18 protein-coding genes and 2 pseudogenes are annotated in these 18,232 nt (G+C 63.9%); 12 read left to right on the forward strand and 8 right to left on the reverse strand.

Annotated elements, in window-relative coordinates:
* Position 1: 1 nt before the first annotated feature.
* Genes AADZ78_RS14385 through AADZ78_RS14405 form a run of 5 tightly spaced genes read left to right on the forward strand, consistent with a single transcriptional unit; the run spans position 2 to position 5,884 of the window.
* Positions 2-2,509, forward strand: coding sequence for an FAD-binding oxidoreductase (locus tag AADZ78_RS14385; protein WP_085250236.1), 2,508 nt, complete (start codon positions 2-4; stop codon positions 2,507-2,509).
* 15 nt (positions 2,510-2,524) lie between these two features.
* Complete coding sequence (locus AADZ78_RS14390) at positions 2,525-3,580, forward strand: alpha/beta fold hydrolase (protein WP_085250237.1); 1,056 nt, start codon at positions 2,525-2,527, stop codon at positions 3,578-3,580.
* A gap of 5 nt (positions 3,581-3,585) precedes the next feature.
* Positions 3,586-4,053: a flavin reductase family protein gene (locus tag AADZ78_RS14395; protein ID WP_239656730.1), complete on the forward strand. Its 468-nt coding sequence runs from the start codon at positions 3,586-3,588 to the stop codon at positions 4,051-4,053.
* Positions 4,050-5,117 carry a 3,4-dihydroxy-2-butanone-4-phosphate synthase gene (locus tag AADZ78_RS14400; RefSeq protein WP_085250239.1) on the forward strand — a complete coding sequence of 356 codons (1,068 nt, stop codon included), beginning with the start codon at positions 4,050-4,052 and terminating at the stop codon, positions 5,115-5,117. Before AADZ78_RS14395 ends, AADZ78_RS14400 begins: the two co-directional genes overlap by 4 nt.
* Entirely contained in the window at positions 5,114-5,884 is a 771-nt protein-coding gene (locus AADZ78_RS14405) for an SDR family oxidoreductase (RefSeq protein ID WP_085250240.1), read from the forward strand. Before AADZ78_RS14400 ends, AADZ78_RS14405 begins: the two co-directional genes overlap by 4 nt.
* Before the next feature lie 4 nt (positions 5,885-5,888).
* Here AADZ78_RS14405 and AADZ78_RS14410 read toward each other — a convergent pair whose 3' ends face one another.
* Together AADZ78_RS14410 and AADZ78_RS14415 are read right to left on the reverse strand one after the other, a co-directional pair.
* Positions 5,889-6,998 (reverse strand): plasmid pRiA4b ORF-3 family protein, encoded by a 1,110-nt coding sequence (locus tag AADZ78_RS14410; protein WP_085250241.1) that lies wholly within the window; start codon positions 6,996-6,998, stop codon positions 5,889-5,891.
* A pseudogene (locus tag AADZ78_RS14415) lies at positions 6,995-7,587 on the reverse strand (hypothetical protein). Before AADZ78_RS14415 ends, AADZ78_RS14410 begins: the two are co-directional and overlap by 4 nt.
* Positions 7,588-7,640: 53 nt before the next feature.
* On the opposite strand from AADZ78_RS14415, the gene AADZ78_RS14420 reads away from it, so the two are divergent.
* Positions 7,641-9,005: an HNH endonuclease signature motif containing protein gene (locus AADZ78_RS14420; protein ID WP_085250242.1), complete on the forward strand. Its 1,365-nt coding sequence runs from the start codon at positions 7,641-7,643 to the stop codon at positions 9,003-9,005.
* A 679-nt stretch (positions 9,006-9,684) separates the two neighbouring features.
* Here the strand turns inward: AADZ78_RS14420 and AADZ78_RS14425 are convergent.
* Together AADZ78_RS14425 and AADZ78_RS14430 are read right to left on the reverse strand one after the other, a co-directional pair.
* Positions 9,685-10,035, reverse strand: a complete 351-nt coding sequence (locus AADZ78_RS14425) for a hypothetical protein (RefSeq protein ID WP_085250243.1) — start codon at positions 10,033-10,035, stop codon at positions 9,685-9,687.
* 10 nt (positions 10,036-10,045) lie between these two features.
* Positions 10,046-10,390: pseudogene (locus AADZ78_RS14430) on the reverse strand (hypothetical protein); the annotation flags it as partial.
* Between the two features lie 68 nt (positions 10,391-10,458).
* Here AADZ78_RS14430 and AADZ78_RS14435 point away from each other — a divergent pair.
* Positions 10,459-10,674, forward strand: coding sequence for a FitA-like ribbon-helix-helix domain-containing protein (locus tag AADZ78_RS14435; protein ID WP_139828665.1), 216 nt, complete (start codon positions 10,459-10,461; stop codon positions 10,672-10,674).
* A 180-nt stretch (positions 10,675-10,854) separates the two neighbouring features.
* On the opposite strand, the gene AADZ78_RS14440 is transcribed toward AADZ78_RS14435, so the two are convergent.
* Entirely contained in the window at positions 10,855-11,100 is a 246-nt protein-coding gene (locus tag AADZ78_RS14440) for a hypothetical protein (RefSeq protein ID WP_204079230.1), read from the reverse strand.
* Between the two features lie 350 nt (positions 11,101-11,450).
* On the opposite strand from AADZ78_RS14440, the gene AADZ78_RS14445 reads away from it, so the two are divergent.
* Positions 11,451-11,594: a hypothetical protein gene (locus tag AADZ78_RS14445; RefSeq protein ID WP_204802857.1), complete on the forward strand. Its 144-nt coding sequence runs from the start codon at positions 11,451-11,453 to the stop codon at positions 11,592-11,594.
* A 347-nt stretch (positions 11,595-11,941) separates the two neighbouring features.
* Here AADZ78_RS14445 and AADZ78_RS14450 read toward each other — a convergent pair whose 3' ends face one another.
* Both AADZ78_RS14450 and AADZ78_RS14455 read right to left on the reverse strand, forming a co-directional pair.
* Entirely contained in the window at positions 11,942-13,144 is a 1,203-nt protein-coding gene (locus AADZ78_RS14450) for a TetR/AcrR family transcriptional regulator (protein ID WP_085250245.1), read from the reverse strand.
* A 23-nt stretch (positions 13,145-13,167) separates the two neighbouring features.
* Positions 13,168-13,560: a limonene-1,2-epoxide hydrolase family protein gene (locus AADZ78_RS14455; protein ID WP_085250246.1), complete on the reverse strand. Its 393-nt coding sequence runs from the start codon at positions 13,558-13,560 to the stop codon at positions 13,168-13,170.
* A 955-nt stretch (positions 13,561-14,515) separates the two neighbouring features.
* Between AADZ78_RS14455 and AADZ78_RS14460 the strand changes: the two genes are divergently transcribed.
* Positions 14,516-14,929 carry a hypothetical protein gene (locus AADZ78_RS14460; RefSeq protein WP_085250247.1) on the forward strand — a complete coding sequence of 138 codons (414 nt, stop codon included), beginning with the start codon at positions 14,516-14,518 and terminating at the stop codon, positions 14,927-14,929.
* Between the two features lie 10 nt (positions 14,930-14,939).
* Here the strand turns inward: AADZ78_RS14460 and AADZ78_RS14465 are convergent, their stop codons facing one another.
* Positions 14,940-16,121 (reverse strand): LuxR C-terminal-related transcriptional regulator, encoded by a 1,182-nt coding sequence (locus tag AADZ78_RS14465; RefSeq protein WP_085250266.1) that lies wholly within the window; start codon positions 16,119-16,121, stop codon positions 14,940-14,942.
* A gap of 125 nt (positions 16,122-16,246) precedes the next feature.
* Between AADZ78_RS14465 and AADZ78_RS14470 the strand changes: the two genes are divergently transcribed.
* The 3 genes from AADZ78_RS14470 to AADZ78_RS14480 are packed head-to-tail and all read left to right on the forward strand — an operon-like array spanning position 16,247 to position 18,104.
* Entirely contained in the window at positions 16,247-17,482 is a 1,236-nt protein-coding gene (locus AADZ78_RS14470) for a cytochrome P450 (protein ID WP_085250248.1), read from the forward strand.
* A complete protein-coding gene (locus AADZ78_RS14475) occupies positions 17,479-17,880 on the forward strand; it encodes a nuclear transport factor 2 family protein (RefSeq protein ID WP_085250249.1) in 402 nt (133 codons plus the stop codon). The genes AADZ78_RS14470 and AADZ78_RS14475 overlap by 4 nt, the downstream gene beginning before the upstream one ends.
* A complete protein-coding gene (locus AADZ78_RS14480) occupies positions 17,877-18,104 on the forward strand; it encodes a ferredoxin (RefSeq protein ID WP_085250250.1) in 228 nt (75 codons plus the stop codon). The genes AADZ78_RS14475 and AADZ78_RS14480 overlap by 4 nt, the downstream gene beginning before the upstream one ends.
* Positions 18,105-18,232: the final 128 nt, after the last annotated feature.

Below are 18,232 nucleotides of genomic sequence, written 5' to 3' on the forward strand. Positions count from 1 at the left end.
TATGGCGAATCGTCAGGTCACGGTCGGCTATTCCGACGGAACGCACAAGACGATGCCGGTGCGGCCGGACCAGACGTTGCTCGATGCCGCCGAGGAACACGGTGTCGCCATCGTCAATGAATGCCAGAGCGGAATCTGTGGAACCTGCGTGGCCACCTGCACCGCCGGCCGCTATGAGATGGGACGCACCGAGGGGCTGTCCGATGTCGAGCGCGACGCACGAAAGATCCTCACCTGCCAGACATTCCCGGAATCTGATTGTCAAATCGAACTGCAGTATCCCGCCGACGACAATGCGGCGCTGCTGATCGCCGGCGACGGCGTGGTGACCGGGGTCGACTTGGTATCACCCAGCACCGCCGTGCTGCGTGTCGACGTCTCAGCCATGGCGCAAGCCGTGAAATACCAGGCCGGTCAGTTCGCTCAGTTGCAGGTGCCCGGCACCACCGCGTGGCGTAACTATTCCTATGCGCATCCGGCTGACAACCACGGTGAGCTGGAGTTCATCATCCGGCTGCTGCCGGACGGCGCGATGTCGAACTATCTTCGGGACCGCGCCAGACCAGGCGACCGTATTGCTTTGCGCTGCAGCAAAGGCAACTTCTACCTACGTCCCATCGTGCGGCCGGTGATCCTGATAGCAGGCGGTACCGGTCTGTCGGCAATCTTGGCGATGGCCCAGAGTCTGCACGCTGACATCGCGCAACCGGTGTACCTGCTCTACGGGGTGACCGCTGCCGAAGACCTGTGCAAACTCGACGTTCTCCAAGCGCTGCGGCGCCGCATTCCCGGCTTGGAGTTGCATGTCATCGTCGGGCGTCCGGACGCCGACTGGGACGGACGGACCGGGCTGGTCACCGATCTACTGGAGGAGCGGATGTTGGCCGGCGGCGACGCCGACGTCTATCTCTGCGGCCCGGCGGCAATGGTCGAGGCCACCCGAAGCTGGCTGGAAAACAACGGTTTCCATCGGGTGGGACTGTATTTCGAGAAATTCGTTCCCACCGGGGCGACGCGCCGCCGTAACCCGGCACGCCTCGACCACTCAGCGCTGGACATCGCCGAGCTATGCCGCCGCGGCCGTGGCACCGCGGTGGTCATCGGCGGCAGCATCGCGGGCATCGCCGCGGCCAAGGTGTGCAGCGAGACCTTCGAACGCGTCATCGTGCTCGAGAAGGACGATCCGCACCGGCGCCGCGAAGGTAGGCCGGGCGCGGCGCAGGGTTGGCACCTGCACCATCTGCTCACCGCCGGACAGATCGAACTGGAGCGATTCTTCCCCGGCATCGTCGACGACATGGTGCGCGAGGGCGCGTTCAAGGTCGATATGGCCGCCCAGTACCGGATTCGGCTCGGCGGCACCTGGAAGAAGCCCGGGACAAGCGACATCGAAATCGTCTGCGCCGGGCGTCCGCTGTTGGAATGGTGCGTGCGGCGCCGGCTGGACGACGAACCGCGGATCGACTTCCGCTACGAATCGGAGGTCACCGACCTGGTACTCGATCGCAGTGCCAACGCCGTCATCGGCGTTGCCGTGCAGGGCGATGGCGCTGAACCAGAAGTGATTCCCGCCGAGTTCGTGGTGGACGCCTCGGGCAAGAACACCCGAGTGCCGGAATTCTTGGAGCGCATCGGCATTGGAGCTCCCGAGGTCGAGCAGGACATCATCAACTGCTTCTACTCGACTATGCTGCACCGAGTTCCGCCGGAGCGCCAATGGCAGGACAAGGTGATGGTGATCTGCTATGCGTACCGTCCCTTCGAGGACACCTACGCCGCGCAGTACTACACCGACAGCTCACGCACCCTCCTGTCCACCTCGCTGGTGGCGTACAACTGCTACTCACCGCCACGCACCGCGAGGGAGTTTCGCGAGTTCGCCAATCTCATGCCGTCCCCGGTCATCGGAGAGAACATCGACGGGCTGGAACCGGCCTCACCGATCTACAACTTCCGCTACCCGAACATGCTGCGCCTGCACTACGAAAAGAAACGCAACCTACCCCGCGGGCTGCTGGCCGTTGGCGATGCCTACACCAGCGCCGACCCGGTATCCGGTCTCGGTATGAGCTTGGCGCTCAAGGACGTTCGCGAGATGCAGGTGCTGCTGGCCAAATACGGTGCGGGACACCGGGATCTGCCGCGCCGATACTATCGCTCCATAGCGAAGATGGCCGATACCGCATGGTTCGTGATCCGCGAACAGAACCTGCGCTTCGACTGGATGAAAGATGTGGACAAGAAGCGCCCGTTCTACTTCCGCGTACTCACCTGGTACATGGACCGCCTGGTGGAATTGGTCCACGACGATCTCGACGCCTACCGCGAGTTCCTGGCCGTCGTCCATCTCGTCAAGCCACCCTTAGCGCTGATGAAGCCCGGCATCGCCAGCCGGGTACTCGGCAAGTGGGCGCGGACAAGGTTGTCGGGGGAGAAGACGCTGATCGAGCGTAACTACGAAAATCGTGCGGTACCAGCCACTCCCGTGGATCAACTCGTAGGCGCTTAAGAGAGAGAGACTAAGATGTCGCAGGTCCATAAGTTCCTGAACTGCCGGGGTACCCGCATCCATGCCGTCGAGGACGGCGCGGGCCCGTTAGTGGTGCTGCTGCACGGGTTTCCGGAGTCGTGGTACTCGTGGCGTCACCAGATTCCCGCGCTCGCCGCGGCCGGCTACCGGGTGGTAGCTATCGATCAGCGCGGCTACGGGCGCTCGTCGAAGTACCGCGTCCAAACCGCATACCGCATCAAGGAATTGGTCGGCGACGTCGTCGGCGTTCTCGACGCCTACGGTGCGGAACGGGCGTTCGTGGTCGGCCATGACTGGGGGGCGCCGGTCGCCTGGACCTTTGCCTGGCTGCATCCGGAACGGTGCGCCGGGGTGGTCGGGATCAGCGTTCCGTTCGCCGGTCGCGGTGTAATCGGCTTGCCGGGCAGTCCGTTTGGCGAACATCGCCCCAACGACTATCACGTGGTACTCGCGGGCGACGGCCGAGTCTGGTACCAGGACTACTTCTCCGCGCAAGACGGCATCATCGCCGAGATCGAAGAGGACGTGCGCGGCTGGCTGCTCGGGCTGACGTACACGGTTTCCGGTGAGGGGATGATCGCGGCCACTAAAGCCGCCGTCGACGCGGGCGTTGACCTGGCAGCGATGGACCCGATCGACGTGATCCGCGCCGGCCCGCTGTGCATGGCCGAAGGTGCACGGCTCAAGGATGCGTTCAGCTATCCCGGGACGATGCCGGCTTGGTTCACCGACGCCGACTTGGATTTCTACACTGGCGAATTCGAACGTTCCGGTTTTGGCGGACCGCTCAGCTTCTACCACAACATTGACAACGACTGGCACGACCTGGCCGATCAGGAAGGCCGGCCGCTCACGCCGCCCGCGATGTTCATCGGTGGCCAGTACGACGTCGGAACGGCTTGGGGCGCCGAGGCACTCGACCGCGCACCCGAGGTGATGTCGAACTACCGGGGCACCCACATGGTCGCGGACGTCGGGCACTGGATTCAGCAGGAAGCGCCCGAGGAGACTAACCGGCTGTTGCTCGATTTCCTTGGCGGGCCGCACTGATGGTCGTGGATTTGCGGCGGGCCTTTGGTTGCTTCCCGTCCGGCGTGGTTGCCGTTTGCGCGATTGCTGACGATGCGCCGCTGGGCATGGCGGCCAGTTCGTTCACGTCGGTATCGGTTGCGCCGCCGCTGGTGTCGATCTGTGTCCAGAACTGCTCGACGACGTGGCCGCGGTTGCGCGATCGTCCGCGCCTGGGCGTGAGTGTGCTCGCCGAAGGACATGACGACGCCTGTATCAGCCTGTCGCGCAAGGTAGGTGACCGGTTCGCCGGGGTGGCTTGGCGCTCGCTGCCGGGCGGCGGCGTGGTGGTTCACGGAGCCAGCGCGTGGTTGGATTGCCGCCTGCACGCCGAGATTCCGGCCGGCGATCACCTCATCGCGCTGCTCGAGATCTGTGGACTGGAAGCCGATCCGGACATCCCGCCGCTGGTGCTCCACGGGAGTCGATTTCGCCGGCTGGAGATGATCGCATGAAAACCACCGACGTGCGGGTGTGCCGAGCGATCACCGCGGTTGCGGCGGGGCATCCGGTCGTCTTGACCAACGGCGCCGACGGCGATGGTCACCTCGTCTTCGCGGCCGATGCCGCGACCCCACGGCTGCTGGCGTTTACGATTCGCCATACCGCGGGCTACGTCCGAATCGCGTTGCCGGGCACCGAGTGCGAACGGCTGAACCTCCCGCCCATGTGCCACCGCGACACCGGCCCTCGGGTGTCGGTCGACGTTCGCGGAACGGGCACCGGAATCTCGGCGAGCGATCGCGCCCGGACCATTGCGGCCCTGGCGTCGGCCGAATCTGAGCCGTCTGATTTCCGTCGCCCCGGTCACGTGGTCCCGCTGCAGGCGAACGCGGCCGGCGTGCTGGTACGGCCGGGAGCCGCCGAGGCAGCGGTCGACCTGGCCTGCCTCGCCGGGCGTCGGCGCGCCGGGGCGCTCTGCGAAATCGTGTCGCGCCGCAATCCTGCGCTAATCGCCCGCGGCGCCGAGTTGCTCGAATTCGCGGTGGAACACGCACTGGCCGTGGTCTCGATCAACGAACTCGTGGCCTATCGGCGCCGCACCGAGCCCCAAGTGGTCCGGTTGGCGGAGACGCTGGTGCCGACGTGGGCCGGCAGGTCCCGGGTCATCGGCTTTCGTGACACACATGACGGCGGCGAGCATTTGGTCGTCATCATGGGCAACCCGGACGCCGGCGTACCCGTACCGCTCCATCTCCACGTCGAATGCCTGACCGGCGACGTGTTCGGCTCCACGGCGTGCCGGTGCGGCGGGGAACTCAACGGCGCCTTGGCCCGAATGTCGGCGCACGGCTGCGGGGTTGTCGTGTACCTGCGTCCGCCCGGATCGCCGCGTGCGTGTGGTCTCCTTGGCCACGGCGGGGGAGATGCCATGCCGGAGACCGTGGCCTGGATCCTGCGCGATCTCGGGGTGTTTGCGCTCAAGCTTTCCGACGACATGCCAGGATTTGGTCTAGTTATGTTCGGGACCATCCGCGAGCACGGGATAGGGGCTGAAGCGTTGGCGGCTGCGGGTTGAGCCATCCAGACCTGGCCGGTAAGGCCGCGATCGTGACCGGGGCCGGAGCCGGAATCGGGCTCGCGGTCGCGGAGCGACTCGGCGCCGAAGGCTGCAATGTGTTGTGTGCGGACATCGACGGTGCCGCGGCGGACGCCACCGCACTGAAAGTCGGCTCCGGCGCAATCGGTCATCGGGTTGATGTCAGCGACGAGGAACAGGTCATCGGCATGGTCGAGGCCTGCGTCAGCGCATTCGGCGGGGTGGACAAGCTCGTCGCCAATGCCGGTGTGGTTCATATGGCTTCGCTCCTCGAGACCACTGTCGAGGACTTCGATCGGGTCATCGCGGTCAACCTGCGCGGCGCCTGGCTGTGTACCAAGCATGCGGCCCCGAGGATGATCGAGCGGGGCGGGGGAGCCATCGTCAACATGTCTTCGCTGGCGGGCCATATCGGGGTGGGCGGCACTGCGGCATACGGCATGTCGAAGGCCGGGATCAGTCACCTCAGCCGCGTCACCGCAGCAGAGCTGCGCTCCTCCAATATTCGCGCCAACGCTTTGCTGCCCGCGTTCGTCGACACCCCGATGCAACAGACCGCCATCGCGATGTTCGACGAGGCATCGGGCCAGGGCGGGGCGCACGCGATGATCGACCGCCTGCAGGGCCGCATGGCCACACCGGAGGAGATGGCCAGCATCGTGGCATTCCTGCTGTCTGACGACGCGTCGATGATCACCGGAACCACTCAGATTGCCGACGGCGGAACCATCGCCGCGCTGTGGTGATCCGTTAGTTGGTGGCCAAGTAATCGGCGAGCCCGCTGGCGCGGGGAAGCAGCGACCGCGCCGAAGGGCCGGCGGACCACATGCGCCACTCGCTGTTGTCGATCAGGTCGAGTCCCTTCATGACCGCGGCGCACTGGCCGGCCGCGGTCCGCACGTCATCCTGGGTTACCGGCTGCCCGTCACGCTGCCAGCCGCGCCCCAGCAGCAGGTGCACTCGCGTAGCGAGATGCGCAAGGGGAAGGGGACCATACGCGACCAGCACCGCGGTTGTCAGTTCCGTGATTTCGGTGGTAAAGGCGTTGGGCTCGAAGGCCGTACGGAGCCGGCGCACCACCGCAAGGTCATCGCTGGCGGCGCGGGTAGGGGAGAGCACGCCGTGGCGCAGCCGCAACAACCCGACGCGGCGCAGCAAGTCGTGCAGCATCACCAGGGGCCACAGGTCATCTTCGGTGGCGGCGGGACGACCGAGCGGATGCCAGTGTGGGCGGTGTTGTTGCATGCTGCGCACCGCCGTCCGTGGCAACCGCCCGCCCGGAGTGAGTTTGATCCCGTCGGCGACGAGGTCGAATAGCAACCGCACGCTCTCGGGCACCTCACCGACTACCCAACGCAGACGTTGGTCGGTCGCGGCGCGGTCAAACGGCCGCAATCGGTTGCCGGTCCAGCCACGCATCTGGTCGTGGTCGGGGTGAGTTGGGTCGGCGAGCGTGTCGAGCAGCTCGGCGTACCCGCCAGGCCCCCCGCAGTCCTCGGGTGGGCAAGCACCGTAGCCGTCCACGCAGCCCGGCACCGAAACGCCCGGCCCGAGCACTTCGACGTCGTGGGTCCAGCCGTCGCCGAAGTCGTAGAGATACTCGAACCTGGCGCCGAGGTCGGCCAGCCGCGCACCGGTCTCATCGCGCTGGTCTTGCGGCCAGACCTCCTCCCCAGGGAGCTCGATGCCGTAGGTCGCTTCCGGCGTGACGAATTGGTGCAGATGGGAGTTGGTCCACCCGATCGCGGCCTGCAGTAGATCGTGCAGCTCGGGCAGCGTTGCCGACGCGGGCACATCGATCACCCGGGCAAGCGCGGGCTTGACGTAGCGCAACGTCACCTGCAACCGGGTCGTCTTCACGACGCAAGTTCCGTGTCGATGAATGACGCTGCGGCACAACACTTCTTGCACTTGCACCCTGAATCACACCAGCACTGCTGATTGCGGCCCGGCGGCCAGGCGATCACATCGTGGTCGCCCCGCGCTGTCAGGTGCGCGGCATACTCGGCACGGGCGTCTGACGAATCGGGCTCTTGCCCCTGTTCGGCGCACCAGGCAGTGAAGGGTGCCACGCGGATCGCTGCGACCGCCAGTCCTAGGAAGCCTGCCTCGGCCAATTCGACCAGCTTTTGCTGCATCCTCCAGCAGTACAGCGGGTGCGCCACCGGCCCGTCCGGGCCGGTCACCAGGTCGCTTCCGGCGAAGTCTGGCCACAGTTCGAGTGCCCGCTCGTAGTCACCGGCGGGCAACCACGCCACCGACACCGCGGTAACCGGTTCGGCGGAGTCCGCCGCGGGTTCCTCATCCGCGGGGGTCATGTCAGCTGGGTCCGTTCTTGCTCATGTTCCAGCATCCTGCCGCATCGCCACCGCACACAGCATATGGTGCCCGGAGTCGCGATGGCGCAGTCACTTTCTCTGTGAGCGAAATCTTTTGTATCACTGATCATTCCGCGACTATGACGGCCCGTCCTTGTCAGTGGTGCTTCGTAGAATTTGAGGCATGACTTCGGACACGCGCGAGGAGATCTCCGCGGCGTTTGATGCCTACCACGCCTCATTGTCCAGGGTGCTGGATCTGCAATGCGATGCGTTAACCACCCCGGAATTGCTGGGCTGTTTGGAGCGACTCGAGGTCGAGCGGCGCCGGCAGTGCGCCGCCGAGCACGCCTTGATCAATCAACTCGGTGCGCAAGCCTGCGCGGAAGAGCTCGGCGGGACACTGCGCACGGCGTTGGCCGACCGGCTACACATCACTCCCACCGAGGCCAGCCGCCGCATCGCCGAAGCTGAAGACCTCGGTGAGCGCCGCGCCCTGACCGGTGAACCGCTGCCACCGCAGTTGACAGCGACCGCGGCCGCTCAACGTGAGGGCAAGATCGGCAGAGAACACATCAGGGAGATCCGCGCCTTCTTCAAGGAGTTGCCCGCCGCGGTGGATCTGGGTATCCGCGAGGCCGCCGAAGCCCAGCTGGCTAAGCTGGCCACCAGTCGTCGTCCCGATGACCTGCGGGGACTGGCCACGCAGCTGATGGATTGGCTCAACCCCGACGGCAACTTTTCCGACGAGGAGCGTGCCCGCAAGCGCGGCATCACGGTGGGTAAGCAGGAATTTGACGGGATGTCGCGCATCAGCGGTCTGGTAACCCCGGAGTTGCGGGCCACCATCGAGGCGGTGTTGGCCAAACTGGCGGCGCCGGGGGCATGCAACCCCGATGACGAGACCCCGGTCGTGGATGACACACCGGACGCGGACGCGGTCAGCCGCGACACCCGCAGCCAGGCGCAACGAAATCATGATGCTTTCTTGGCCGGGCTGCGGGGGCTGTTGGCCTCCGGTGAGCTGGGGCAGCACAAGGGGTTGCCGGTGTCGATCGTGGCGACCACCACGCTTAAGGAGCTGGAAGCCGCCGCCGGCACGGCGGTGACCGGGGGTGGTTCGCGGGTTCCGATGTCGGACCTTATCCGGATGGCAAGCAACGCGCACCACTACCTCGCATTGTTTGACGGCGGCAAGCCGTTGGCGTTGTACCACAACAAGCGGTTAGCTTCTCCTGCGCAGCGAATCATGTTGTACGCGAAGGACCGTGGCTGCTCGAAGCCGGATTGCGACGCCCCAGCCTACCACAGTGAGGTCCACCATGTAACGCCGTGGACGACCACCCACCGTACCGACATCAACGACCTCACGCTGGCCTGCGGCCCCGACAATCGCCTTGTCGAAAACGGTTGGAAAACCCGCACTAACAGCCACGGCGAGGTCGAGTGGCTACCGCCCGCCCATCTAGACCACGGTCAACCGCGAATAAATCGATACCACCACCCCGAGAAAATTCTGTGCGAACGGGACGACGACGAACCGCATTGACACCGAACAACAAAGGCATTGCCGGTCGCGTCGCTGAATTACTGAAGCAGACGCGGACCGGCCGGTCCGTGACGGAGCATAGCGCATGAGATGCCATGTGCGAGAGACGTATTCGATGAAGTCGATCGCCGCGGCGACGAACTTTGGTGAGGCCTGTGCGACTTTCTATGTCACTAGGGGGCATTACTACCCGTCGCCGAACATGGCTCCCTGCTCACCGACAGGAATAAGGTCGAGCAATCCGTAATGCTTGGAGCCCGAGGCGGCCGTTCTGGGCTCGCCACCGAGTCGTTGATACGCGTGCGCGCATGTTAGGAGTTTCGTCGCGCGCTCACGGGTGAGCACGGACCTAATTTCTTCGCTATTGGTCTCCAGACGGCCGCGGTGCTACTAGCGCCCGACCGCCGACGAGGTGTTATCCAAAGCGCGACAGGCCCACAAGCGATTACAAGCGGGGCTGGATCATGTTGCGGCCGACGGGGAAACGCTGCGCTGCTCACTTAGGACAATATTTTGCGTTGGTCGCGCATCACCTGGTTCATGAACTGAAAGCAGTCGACACTGTTTCCATGACAAGAGCAACGGGCGCTGTTGAAGACACAGCACGCCGCCGACGGCCGTCGCGTCCTCGCCGTGCTCGGTCTGGTGGAGCGCGCCGCCCGCGGCCGAACATCGTAAATCAAGCATATTCGTCAACAGATATCATCAATGTCGGCGCCGGACTATTCAAATCATCGATGTACTGGTGGCCCGGTGCTTCGCCATCGATCAATGGCGATAGCTTATCGAGGATTTCCACCAACTTCGTGTCGTCGAAGCACCATACTACGGTTTGCGATCCCAGTTCCATATCCGCAGTTCCGCTTTCTCGCACTATCCGTTGCTGTACACCATCTACGTCGAAAGTTGCCCGACCACTCTCATGGGCCGATCGCACGGCGGACTGGAAAATGCGGAGCCCATCCCGGTCTGCAGCTACCAGAACTACGTCACCGAAATAGTTATCCGGCTTGACACGGAAAACGGTCATTCTGATCCAATCACGTGTGAGTCGGAAGGTCCCCGATGGGAATATTCTGCCACCTAGAGGTCGGCGAATCGTGGGGGTTGTAATCCCAATGCGGATAGCGGTAGTTGTCTCCTGGAAAATATCGCCACCAGCCGCCGTTTTCGTCCCAAAGACTTTCGCCGCCGCGAGCCTGTTGGCTAGGACGACTGGGCGGTCCAACCGTTAGGTTGCCTTCCGCGGGCAGGCTAACGCCGGGCGGAGGTAAGCCTTCGTTGGGTTGTGGTCCAGCGGGGTCGGGAGCAGGAGGGGGTTCACCTTCGACCGGCACGCCCAATTCGCCTAACCGGGCTCTGATCGCGGCTTGTCTATCAAGGAGACCCATCCGCCGCGACAACCTCAATCCGATATCAATTGAGCGATATCGTTGTCTGCATGGAGCAGATCGTGATCCGCAATCTTCCCGAGGGGACCAAGGCGGCGCTGCGGGTCCGTGCTGCACGTCATCATCACTCCGTCGAAGCGGAAGCCCGCGCGATCCTCACCGCGGGATTGTTGGGTGAAGATGTCCCCATGTCGGTACTGCTGGCCGCCGACAGTGGCCATGACATCGACTTCGAGCCCGAACGTCTCGGCCTGAGCGCCCGCACCCCGCAACTGTGACCTACGTGCTGGACACCAACGTGGTGTCCGCTTTGCGCGTGCCGGGACGCCACCCAGCCGTGGCGGCGTGGGCGGACTCGGTGCAAGTCGCCGAACAGTTCGTAGTGGCGATAACGCTGGCCGAGATCGAGCGCGGCGTGATCGCCAAAGGTACGCACCGACCCGACCCAGGGTGCGCACCTACGGCGCTGGTTCGACGACAAGGTGCTGCGCATATTCGCCCGCCGGACGCTGTCCTTTGATCTGCCCGCCGCTCGCATCCTGGCCGCCTACCCCGTGCCAGAACACGCTCCATACGACGACGCGCTGATCGCGGCCGTCGCCCAAGCCGCCGGCAAGATTGTCGTGACCCGCAACACCCGACACTTCGAACCGCTCGGTGTCCGCTGCCTGGACCCGTGGAGTCACCACTGAGGCGATCTTCACGGCCACTCCTGGCGGAGGCCCAGCGGGCGTCGGAGTAACGACTGCCCAGCGGTGACTCTGGAATTCACAGTTAACGAACCATTCCGTGATGACGACTGACTCCGAGATTCGCGGTCAAACGACTCCCGAATTGGCGGTCAAAGACGGAGACCACATAGGACGTCGTCAAGCGCTACGCAGACGCCGACCATAAGTCGGTGAATTCCTGGATTGAGGGCATGCTCGACCTCGAGGACATGCGGCGGCGTTGCCAAGCGCACGACCGGTGGATGCAGGAACATCCCTAGGCCGCGGAATTCAGCGAGGCCTCGGCCGAGGGCAATCTTGACGAGCTGACCAAGCATTAGCGTTTGAAATCGCCAAGGCGCGGCGGTATCTGGACGACGGGCGCAGGAGTCGAGGTGTTGGTCGTCTCCTCGACGATGTACAACGAGATCCCCAGCGAACCGACCGTTATCGTCGTGCCGATCTTCGACCACGACCCTGACAGCTGACCAGTGCCAACTTCTCCTACAACGCCGAGAACAACAACATCGAGTTCGGGCTGCTCATCCACGACAACGGGCTTGCCACATCGATCGAGTCCACCATGGCCGCCAAGCACGGGAGTCTGTACGAGCTGGCCTGACTCGGCTGCGAATGGTCCGGGGCGGAAAGCTAGTTCTCGCCGGCGGGCCCACAAAGGCTCCGCAGCGAAACTAGGCCACAAGTCTTCGAGTCGGCACGCTCGTGGTTTTCAACGGCACTTTGGTCAACTCTTCTAACGTCCAGAGCGCCAATGGAACCGGCGGTGTGCACAAACTTGCGTCAAGTCGGGAACTCGGCCGGGAGAGGCTACCCCTCAAGCCGATGACGATCGGCTGGTCAGGATCGACAGCGCAATTGCGGTGAGTTCTTCGGCAACTCCGACGTACCGCGTGAGATGCCATGTGCGAGCGACATCTTCGATAAAGCTGATCGCCGCCGCGACCAGTAGTCGCCCCTCGGCGACGCTGGTCTCGGGGACCAGCTTGGCGATGAGCTCGATCCACACGGCCTCGCGGTCGGCTTGATTTCTCAGATACCCGTCGCGCACCTCGCTGGAGGCGTGTGGGAGTTCGGTGATGGAAACGGCAACCAGATCCGGGGCGTCCAGGCTGAGCCGGACGTGACCCTGCACAAGGCTCTCAAGTCGTTGCGCGGCTTCGGAATTCGTTCGCACGGCACGGATGCACTCAAGGCTCCGCCACTCATCGAGGCGGCGGATGAGCGCATCCAGGATGGCCTGTTTGGACGGAAAGGACCGGTATAGACCCGGACCCGCGATCCCGGCACCCTTGCCGATCTCACTGGTACTGACGGCAGGATAACCCTGTGCACGGAACAGCCGGGCTCCCGTCGCAAGCAGCGTTTCATAACGCGAGAAGAGCACGCCGTCGTCGTCCCGCGGGGCATCGAGGGGCTTCAACTTGGCCACCGGAGGCGTCTTCGCCGCGGCCATACATGCTTGGTACAGGCGCTCTTTGAGTTCCTCCGCGGGAAGGGTCAGGTTGTGCCTGCCCAGGCTGGTAAGCGTGCTGGACACCGCCCACGCCCGCAGCTCGGAGTGTTGTGGACTCAGGCCAGGCACCTCGAGGAGGACGTTGGCGCGCATGCCGGCGACGATCACGTTGATGCGCCGCCGGACCTCCGCCCGGTCGGCCTCGTTGAGGTAGCGGGCCTCGCGTTGCCACAACACTGTCAAGGACCGAGATGCGATGGCCGCTGCGATGTGGTCCGGTAGATCGACGCTCAACGGCCGAGGTGTGGGCTCCGCCTGGCCGTCGATGAGACGACGCGCGCTCTGGTACTGCTCCTGGCCGTTCCGAATAGCTTCGGCGAGCAACGCCTGCTTGTTGTCATAGTGCCGATACAACGCACGCGCGGTGACTCCTGCTGCCTCGGCGATGTCCTCCAATTTGACCGAATGGAAGCCACGTTCGATGAAGAGCCGAACGGCCTGCTCCAGAATCTGCTGCTTTCGGTCTTTAGGCCGGCGCCTAACGGGCTGGGCCAGAGTCTCCATGGTCTCCATCGATTCCGAACCCCCTATAGCTTCATCCCGCTCTGCCGCTCGAAGTCGGCAAGGTCAAAATAGTCGCTGAAGCGGGTGATCTTGCCATTCTTGACCCCGAACACGCCGGTCACCGGCAACACGACTTTCCGGCCATCGTTCATGGTGAAGTAGTCGACGCGTTCGACGAGTACCCGGCCGGGTTCAGCGGCCAGGGTGACGATATCGAGCTTGGCGTCGGCGAACGCGTCCAGAAACGCTTGGAATATGCCGCGAATGCCCACGATTCCTTCGATCGGCTCGACCGGCACATTGTGGTAGACCGCGTCATTGGCGAAGCCGCTGCCGATGGTTTCGAGGCTGCGCGCTTCCCAGGACCCGAGAAAGTCGCGGACGAGCTGCTCGCTGGCTTCCTTGGTGTCGGTCATGAGAAGAGCTCCTCAGGTGGCGGTCGATCGAATTATCAAAATACATCATTCGCCATATATGCGCTACGACATGCTATTTGTAGCCTCAGCTCCTTTATCGCAAGCATATCGATGATGGACATATTGCATGCTCGTCGAGCCTGTCAATCTGTAGACAAAGTGCAGGTGGAGGCCTGCAAACTACAGGCTCGGCTGCGTGCATTGCTACGAGGGCGTGGTGGCATCCCACCTCGGGAAGGTCGAAAGCGCCTGAACCTCAACCCCGTTCAGGCCGACCGACTGCGAGGGCCGAGATGGTGGCCACCATGACTAGCGGGCAAGTTACACACCTAACTACACTTCGCCGATGCATCAGCGACTGCATGTCAATACGGCTGGTATGCAGGCGATGGCTACCGGTTGGGGCACTTCGGCGGGCGAACTAAACGTGACGACGGCGCCGGCGGGGCTCAGCAGAATGGGGTGGAAATCCCCAACGGTTACGACGATCCCAGCGCGGGCATCCGATACCGGCTGCCGGACGGTACGACAATCGGACAACGCTGGTCGGCCGAATCCACCGGAAGGCCGGTCCTTGACTTCAATATCCCCGGCAAAGATGGCTACACAAAAGTCCACATCAACCCGCGAGGAGGCGTGCCAGACATTCCCGCACCTGCGAGACCGGCGTCACCGCCGCGGGTCTCGGGCGAACCCCCAGCGATTGCGCGTCCACCCGTAGCGCCGGTACCAGGCCGTGTCGGGCCGGCGCCACCGTCCGTCGGTGGTGGACCGGTACCGCCGGAATCCATTCCGCACCCGGTCCATCCACCCCACAGCCACCACGGACCACCTGTGCTGGGCAGAGACGAGTTGCCTGACCTAGATGAATTCGCCCCGGGATGACGCATCTGATGTTGATCGTCACGGTCGCCGGAAGCGGCACCCTAGAAGCACTGCGGAAGCATGGAGAACAATGAATCAACACGATGAGGCACACCGCGCCAACAATCAAGCCGACATGGGCCCACGAGAGCGACTGCGCGCCGAGTTGCTCGTCAGCGGGCTCTACGATTATGTACCGCTGGTTCAAATCGCATCGACGATCGCCCGCGAGGACATGGCCGAAACCCTTCCGGCCCAACAAGAGTTGGCTTTGCAAACCATTCGATCGCTTGTCGAGGACGGCCTCGTGCTCATTGGGGATCTCCCTTTCCCGGGCGAGACGTTCGCGGGATGGGATCTCTCGATCGACGCGGCGATGGACCGCGTCTACGACCTTTTTGTGGGCCACTACGAAGAGCGTCAATTGTGGGATCTCACGATCTGGCTGGCACTCACCCCCGCCGGCGAACGGTTGGCCCGCGAGCTCAGGAATCAACGCCGATAACTCCTGAAGCTCAACCGATATCGGGCACGCTGGCCAGCCGCACGTACGCCGATGCGGCCTCCGCTCGATTGGTGGCATTCAGCTTGCGCAACACCCTTTTGACGTGCGACTTGACCGTGCCAGCCGAGATGACCAGCTCGTCGGCGATCTGCTGATTGGTGCGACCGGCCGCCATCAACCGAAGGACCTCTACCTCGCGGCGGGTCAGCATCGTCATCACCCGCGTCTGCACCTCCGCCAAAGACCTTGCGGCGGGGCTGCGTTCGACTGGCTCGATCTTACGCAGGTCCAGATCGGCATCCTGCAGCGCACGGGCCGCCTCGTCCGCGGACGCCAGCGCACGCAGGACCTCGGTGTGCTGTCGGCGCATTCGCTCCATCAGAACCGTGCGCTCGTAGGCATATCCGAAGCCCTCGGCGAACGCCCACACCGTGTCACGGTCGATCTCGTCGACCAGGCGACCCGAATAGAGCCGGTCGGCATGCAGGAATCCGATCACCTTGCCCGTCGGCATCACCGGTGCCGCGACGTAGGAATGCGTCAACGAGAAATCGACGATCGGCCGGTTGACCCGTGGGTCGTTGCGTGCGTCGCGCACGATCGCCGGCGCGTGCCGGCGGATCATCTGCGTTTCAATCAGCATGTGATCCAGTAGCGGCGCCACCGACTGCGCGAAGGCGACCATCTTCTCCGCGCCCGCGGTGTCGTCACCGAAATACGCCGCCTCCATGACCATTCGGCCCTCGTGTACGCGAAATAGCACGGCTCGATCGAACCCACACGACTCCACCAGTTCGCGCGGCGCGCGGTCGACGATCGTCGCGACATCGTCTACGGCCCGCAGCTTGCTCAGACCCTCCTGCACCGCCAGCAGCGCGTAAGTCCGTCGCTTCGCTCCGTCTTCGATCAACTCCCGTTCGAGCGCGGACAGGTCCAGCACCGATTCCAGCGCATCAAGCGCGTGTGCATCTCCGAGCGACTCCAGCGCGTGGTGCACGATGGCGGCCTTCGCGTCTATGGCCTCGGCGACAACCGCCATCGCGTCGTCGGTGGGATCGACATCGTGGAACGTTTCCCGGTAGCGACGCGCAGCATCGGTTTCTCTGGCCGGACGCGACGCCCAGCCGGGGTGGTCACCGTCGGCCAGCGTGCGCGATGCGCTGGGTTCGGGTGTCTCGCTGACCACGGTCACGCTGCTCACTGTCCTCTGACCAGAGCAGCGGCGCGACCGAAATCCCAAATTCCCCTCGTATGGGGGCAACAGTCCTCCCCAACGGGGGATCGCTTTGCTGACGTGGCTGGCACAGGCTGGTCGACATGTCACTCACGACGGTTTCAGCCCTCGAACTTCTGACCACCCCGCACGGCATCGCCAATCCGTATCCGCTGTATGACCAACTGCGAGATCTCTCACCCGTTGCGGGGTACCGGGATTGGCCGCCGGGAACCGTTCCCGGGGCCGATGAGCCCGTCACCGCTTGGGCGCTGTTCCGCTACGACCAGGTCTTCGAGGCAGCCAAGGACAGCACGACATTCTCGTCGCGGGATCCGCTGCAAGAGGCCTCCTCGGCGCCGAGCCTGATGCTGGTCAACACCGACCCGCCCAAGCACGAAGTCGAGCGAAAACTGGTGAGCCAGGCGTTCTCCCCGCGCCGGGTCAAGCGGCTGGAGGGCTGGCTGAACGACATGGTCCCGCGCCTGCTGGACAACCTCGGTTCGGGAGAAGTAGAGGTCATGGAGTTCGCCGCCGAGGTTCCCACCCGGGCCATGGTTCGACTGTTGGGACTGCCCGACGGCGACCACATCCGGTTCCGGCGATGGGCCAACGCGTTCATGCTGTCGTCGTCGCTGACCCCGGAGGAGCGCATCGCGAGCAACGAGGAAATGGTGATGACGTTCGCCACCCGCCTCGCCGAGCACACCGCCCGGCTGGCGGAGCGCCCGACGCGCGACGACATAGATGAAGCCGAAGACCTCATATCGGCGCTGTTGGGTGCCGAGGTGGACGGGCAGCGACTCACCCCAGAGGAAATCGTGCGGTTCTGCGTCACTCTGGTGGTCGCCGGCAGCGAGACCACAACGTTCTTGATCGGCAACCTGCTGCATGCGCTGGCGCGAGAACCCGAGGTGCAGGCGCGCATTCGCACCGACCGGACGCTGCTGAACATCTTTGTCGAGGAGACACTTCGGCTGGACGGGCCGCCGCAACGTCTGTTTCGCATCGCCACCCGCGACGTCCAGATCGACGGCAAGCTGATCCACAAGGGCGACTGGGTGGCGTTGTTCTTTGGCTCCGCCAATCGCGATCCGGCGGTGTTCCCCGATCCGGGGCGACTCGACATCGACCGACCCAACATTCGCCAGCAGCTGTCGCTGGGTCACGGCCTGCACTTCTGCCTCGGCGCCTCGCTGGCCCGATTGGAAGTCATAGCGGTGCTCAACGCGGTTCTCGATCGCTACCAGACGACCGCCCTGACCGACGACCCGGGCACCAAGCAGACCGCGAGCCTGCTCACTCATGCGTACGTCCGTTTGCCCTTACACCTGTCATGACCGACTCACGCAATATCGAAGCGACACAAGCGATCTACGCCGCAGTGCCTGCAGGTGACCTTTCGACTGTGCTCGCCCACCTCGATCCCGATGTGCGCATCACGTACTACGGCACCGAGCAGATCCCGTACGCGGGCGATTACCGCGGCATCGACGGTGCGATGACGTTCCTCGCCAACGTCGGTGAGGCGATCGAGATCGTCGAAATGGAACCATGGAAGTTCATCGCGCAGGGCGACGACCTCGCCACCTGGGGCCGGCAACGGTTCCGGCGACGTGCCACCGGGCGCGAATGGGAATCGGAGTTCGCACACATCATCACGTTGCGCGAGGGTCGCTGGTTGCACCTCCGGGACTTCGCGAATTCCGCTGTAGCCCTTCAGGTGTTTACCCAATGAGAGTCGTCGCAGACCGGGAGATCTGCATGGCCGCGGGAATGTGCGTGATGACGGCCGACGCGTTCTTCGACCAGGACGCCGACGGCATCGTGCTGCTTGCCTCCGATGAGGTGCCCGCCGGCCCGCACACCGACTTGGCGCGCAGGGTGCAGAACGCGGTCAAGTTGTGCCCGTCGGGCGCACTTCGGCTATTAGACAGTACTAGCAATATACATCAGTCATGATAACTGGTGTTTGCTTCGATATTTACGTGCTGATTGCCGATCGTGATGCGTATCGACTATGGACATATGGGCCTCACGGCGCGTAACCTCACCGATGTCACTCGTCCACTTCGACTTGTCCGGGGGTG

The sequence above is a fragment of the Mycobacterium riyadhense genome (assembly GCF_963853645.1).
Classification (GTDB): Bacteria; Actinomycetota; Actinomycetes; order Mycobacteriales; family Mycobacteriaceae; genus Mycobacterium; species Mycobacterium riyadhense.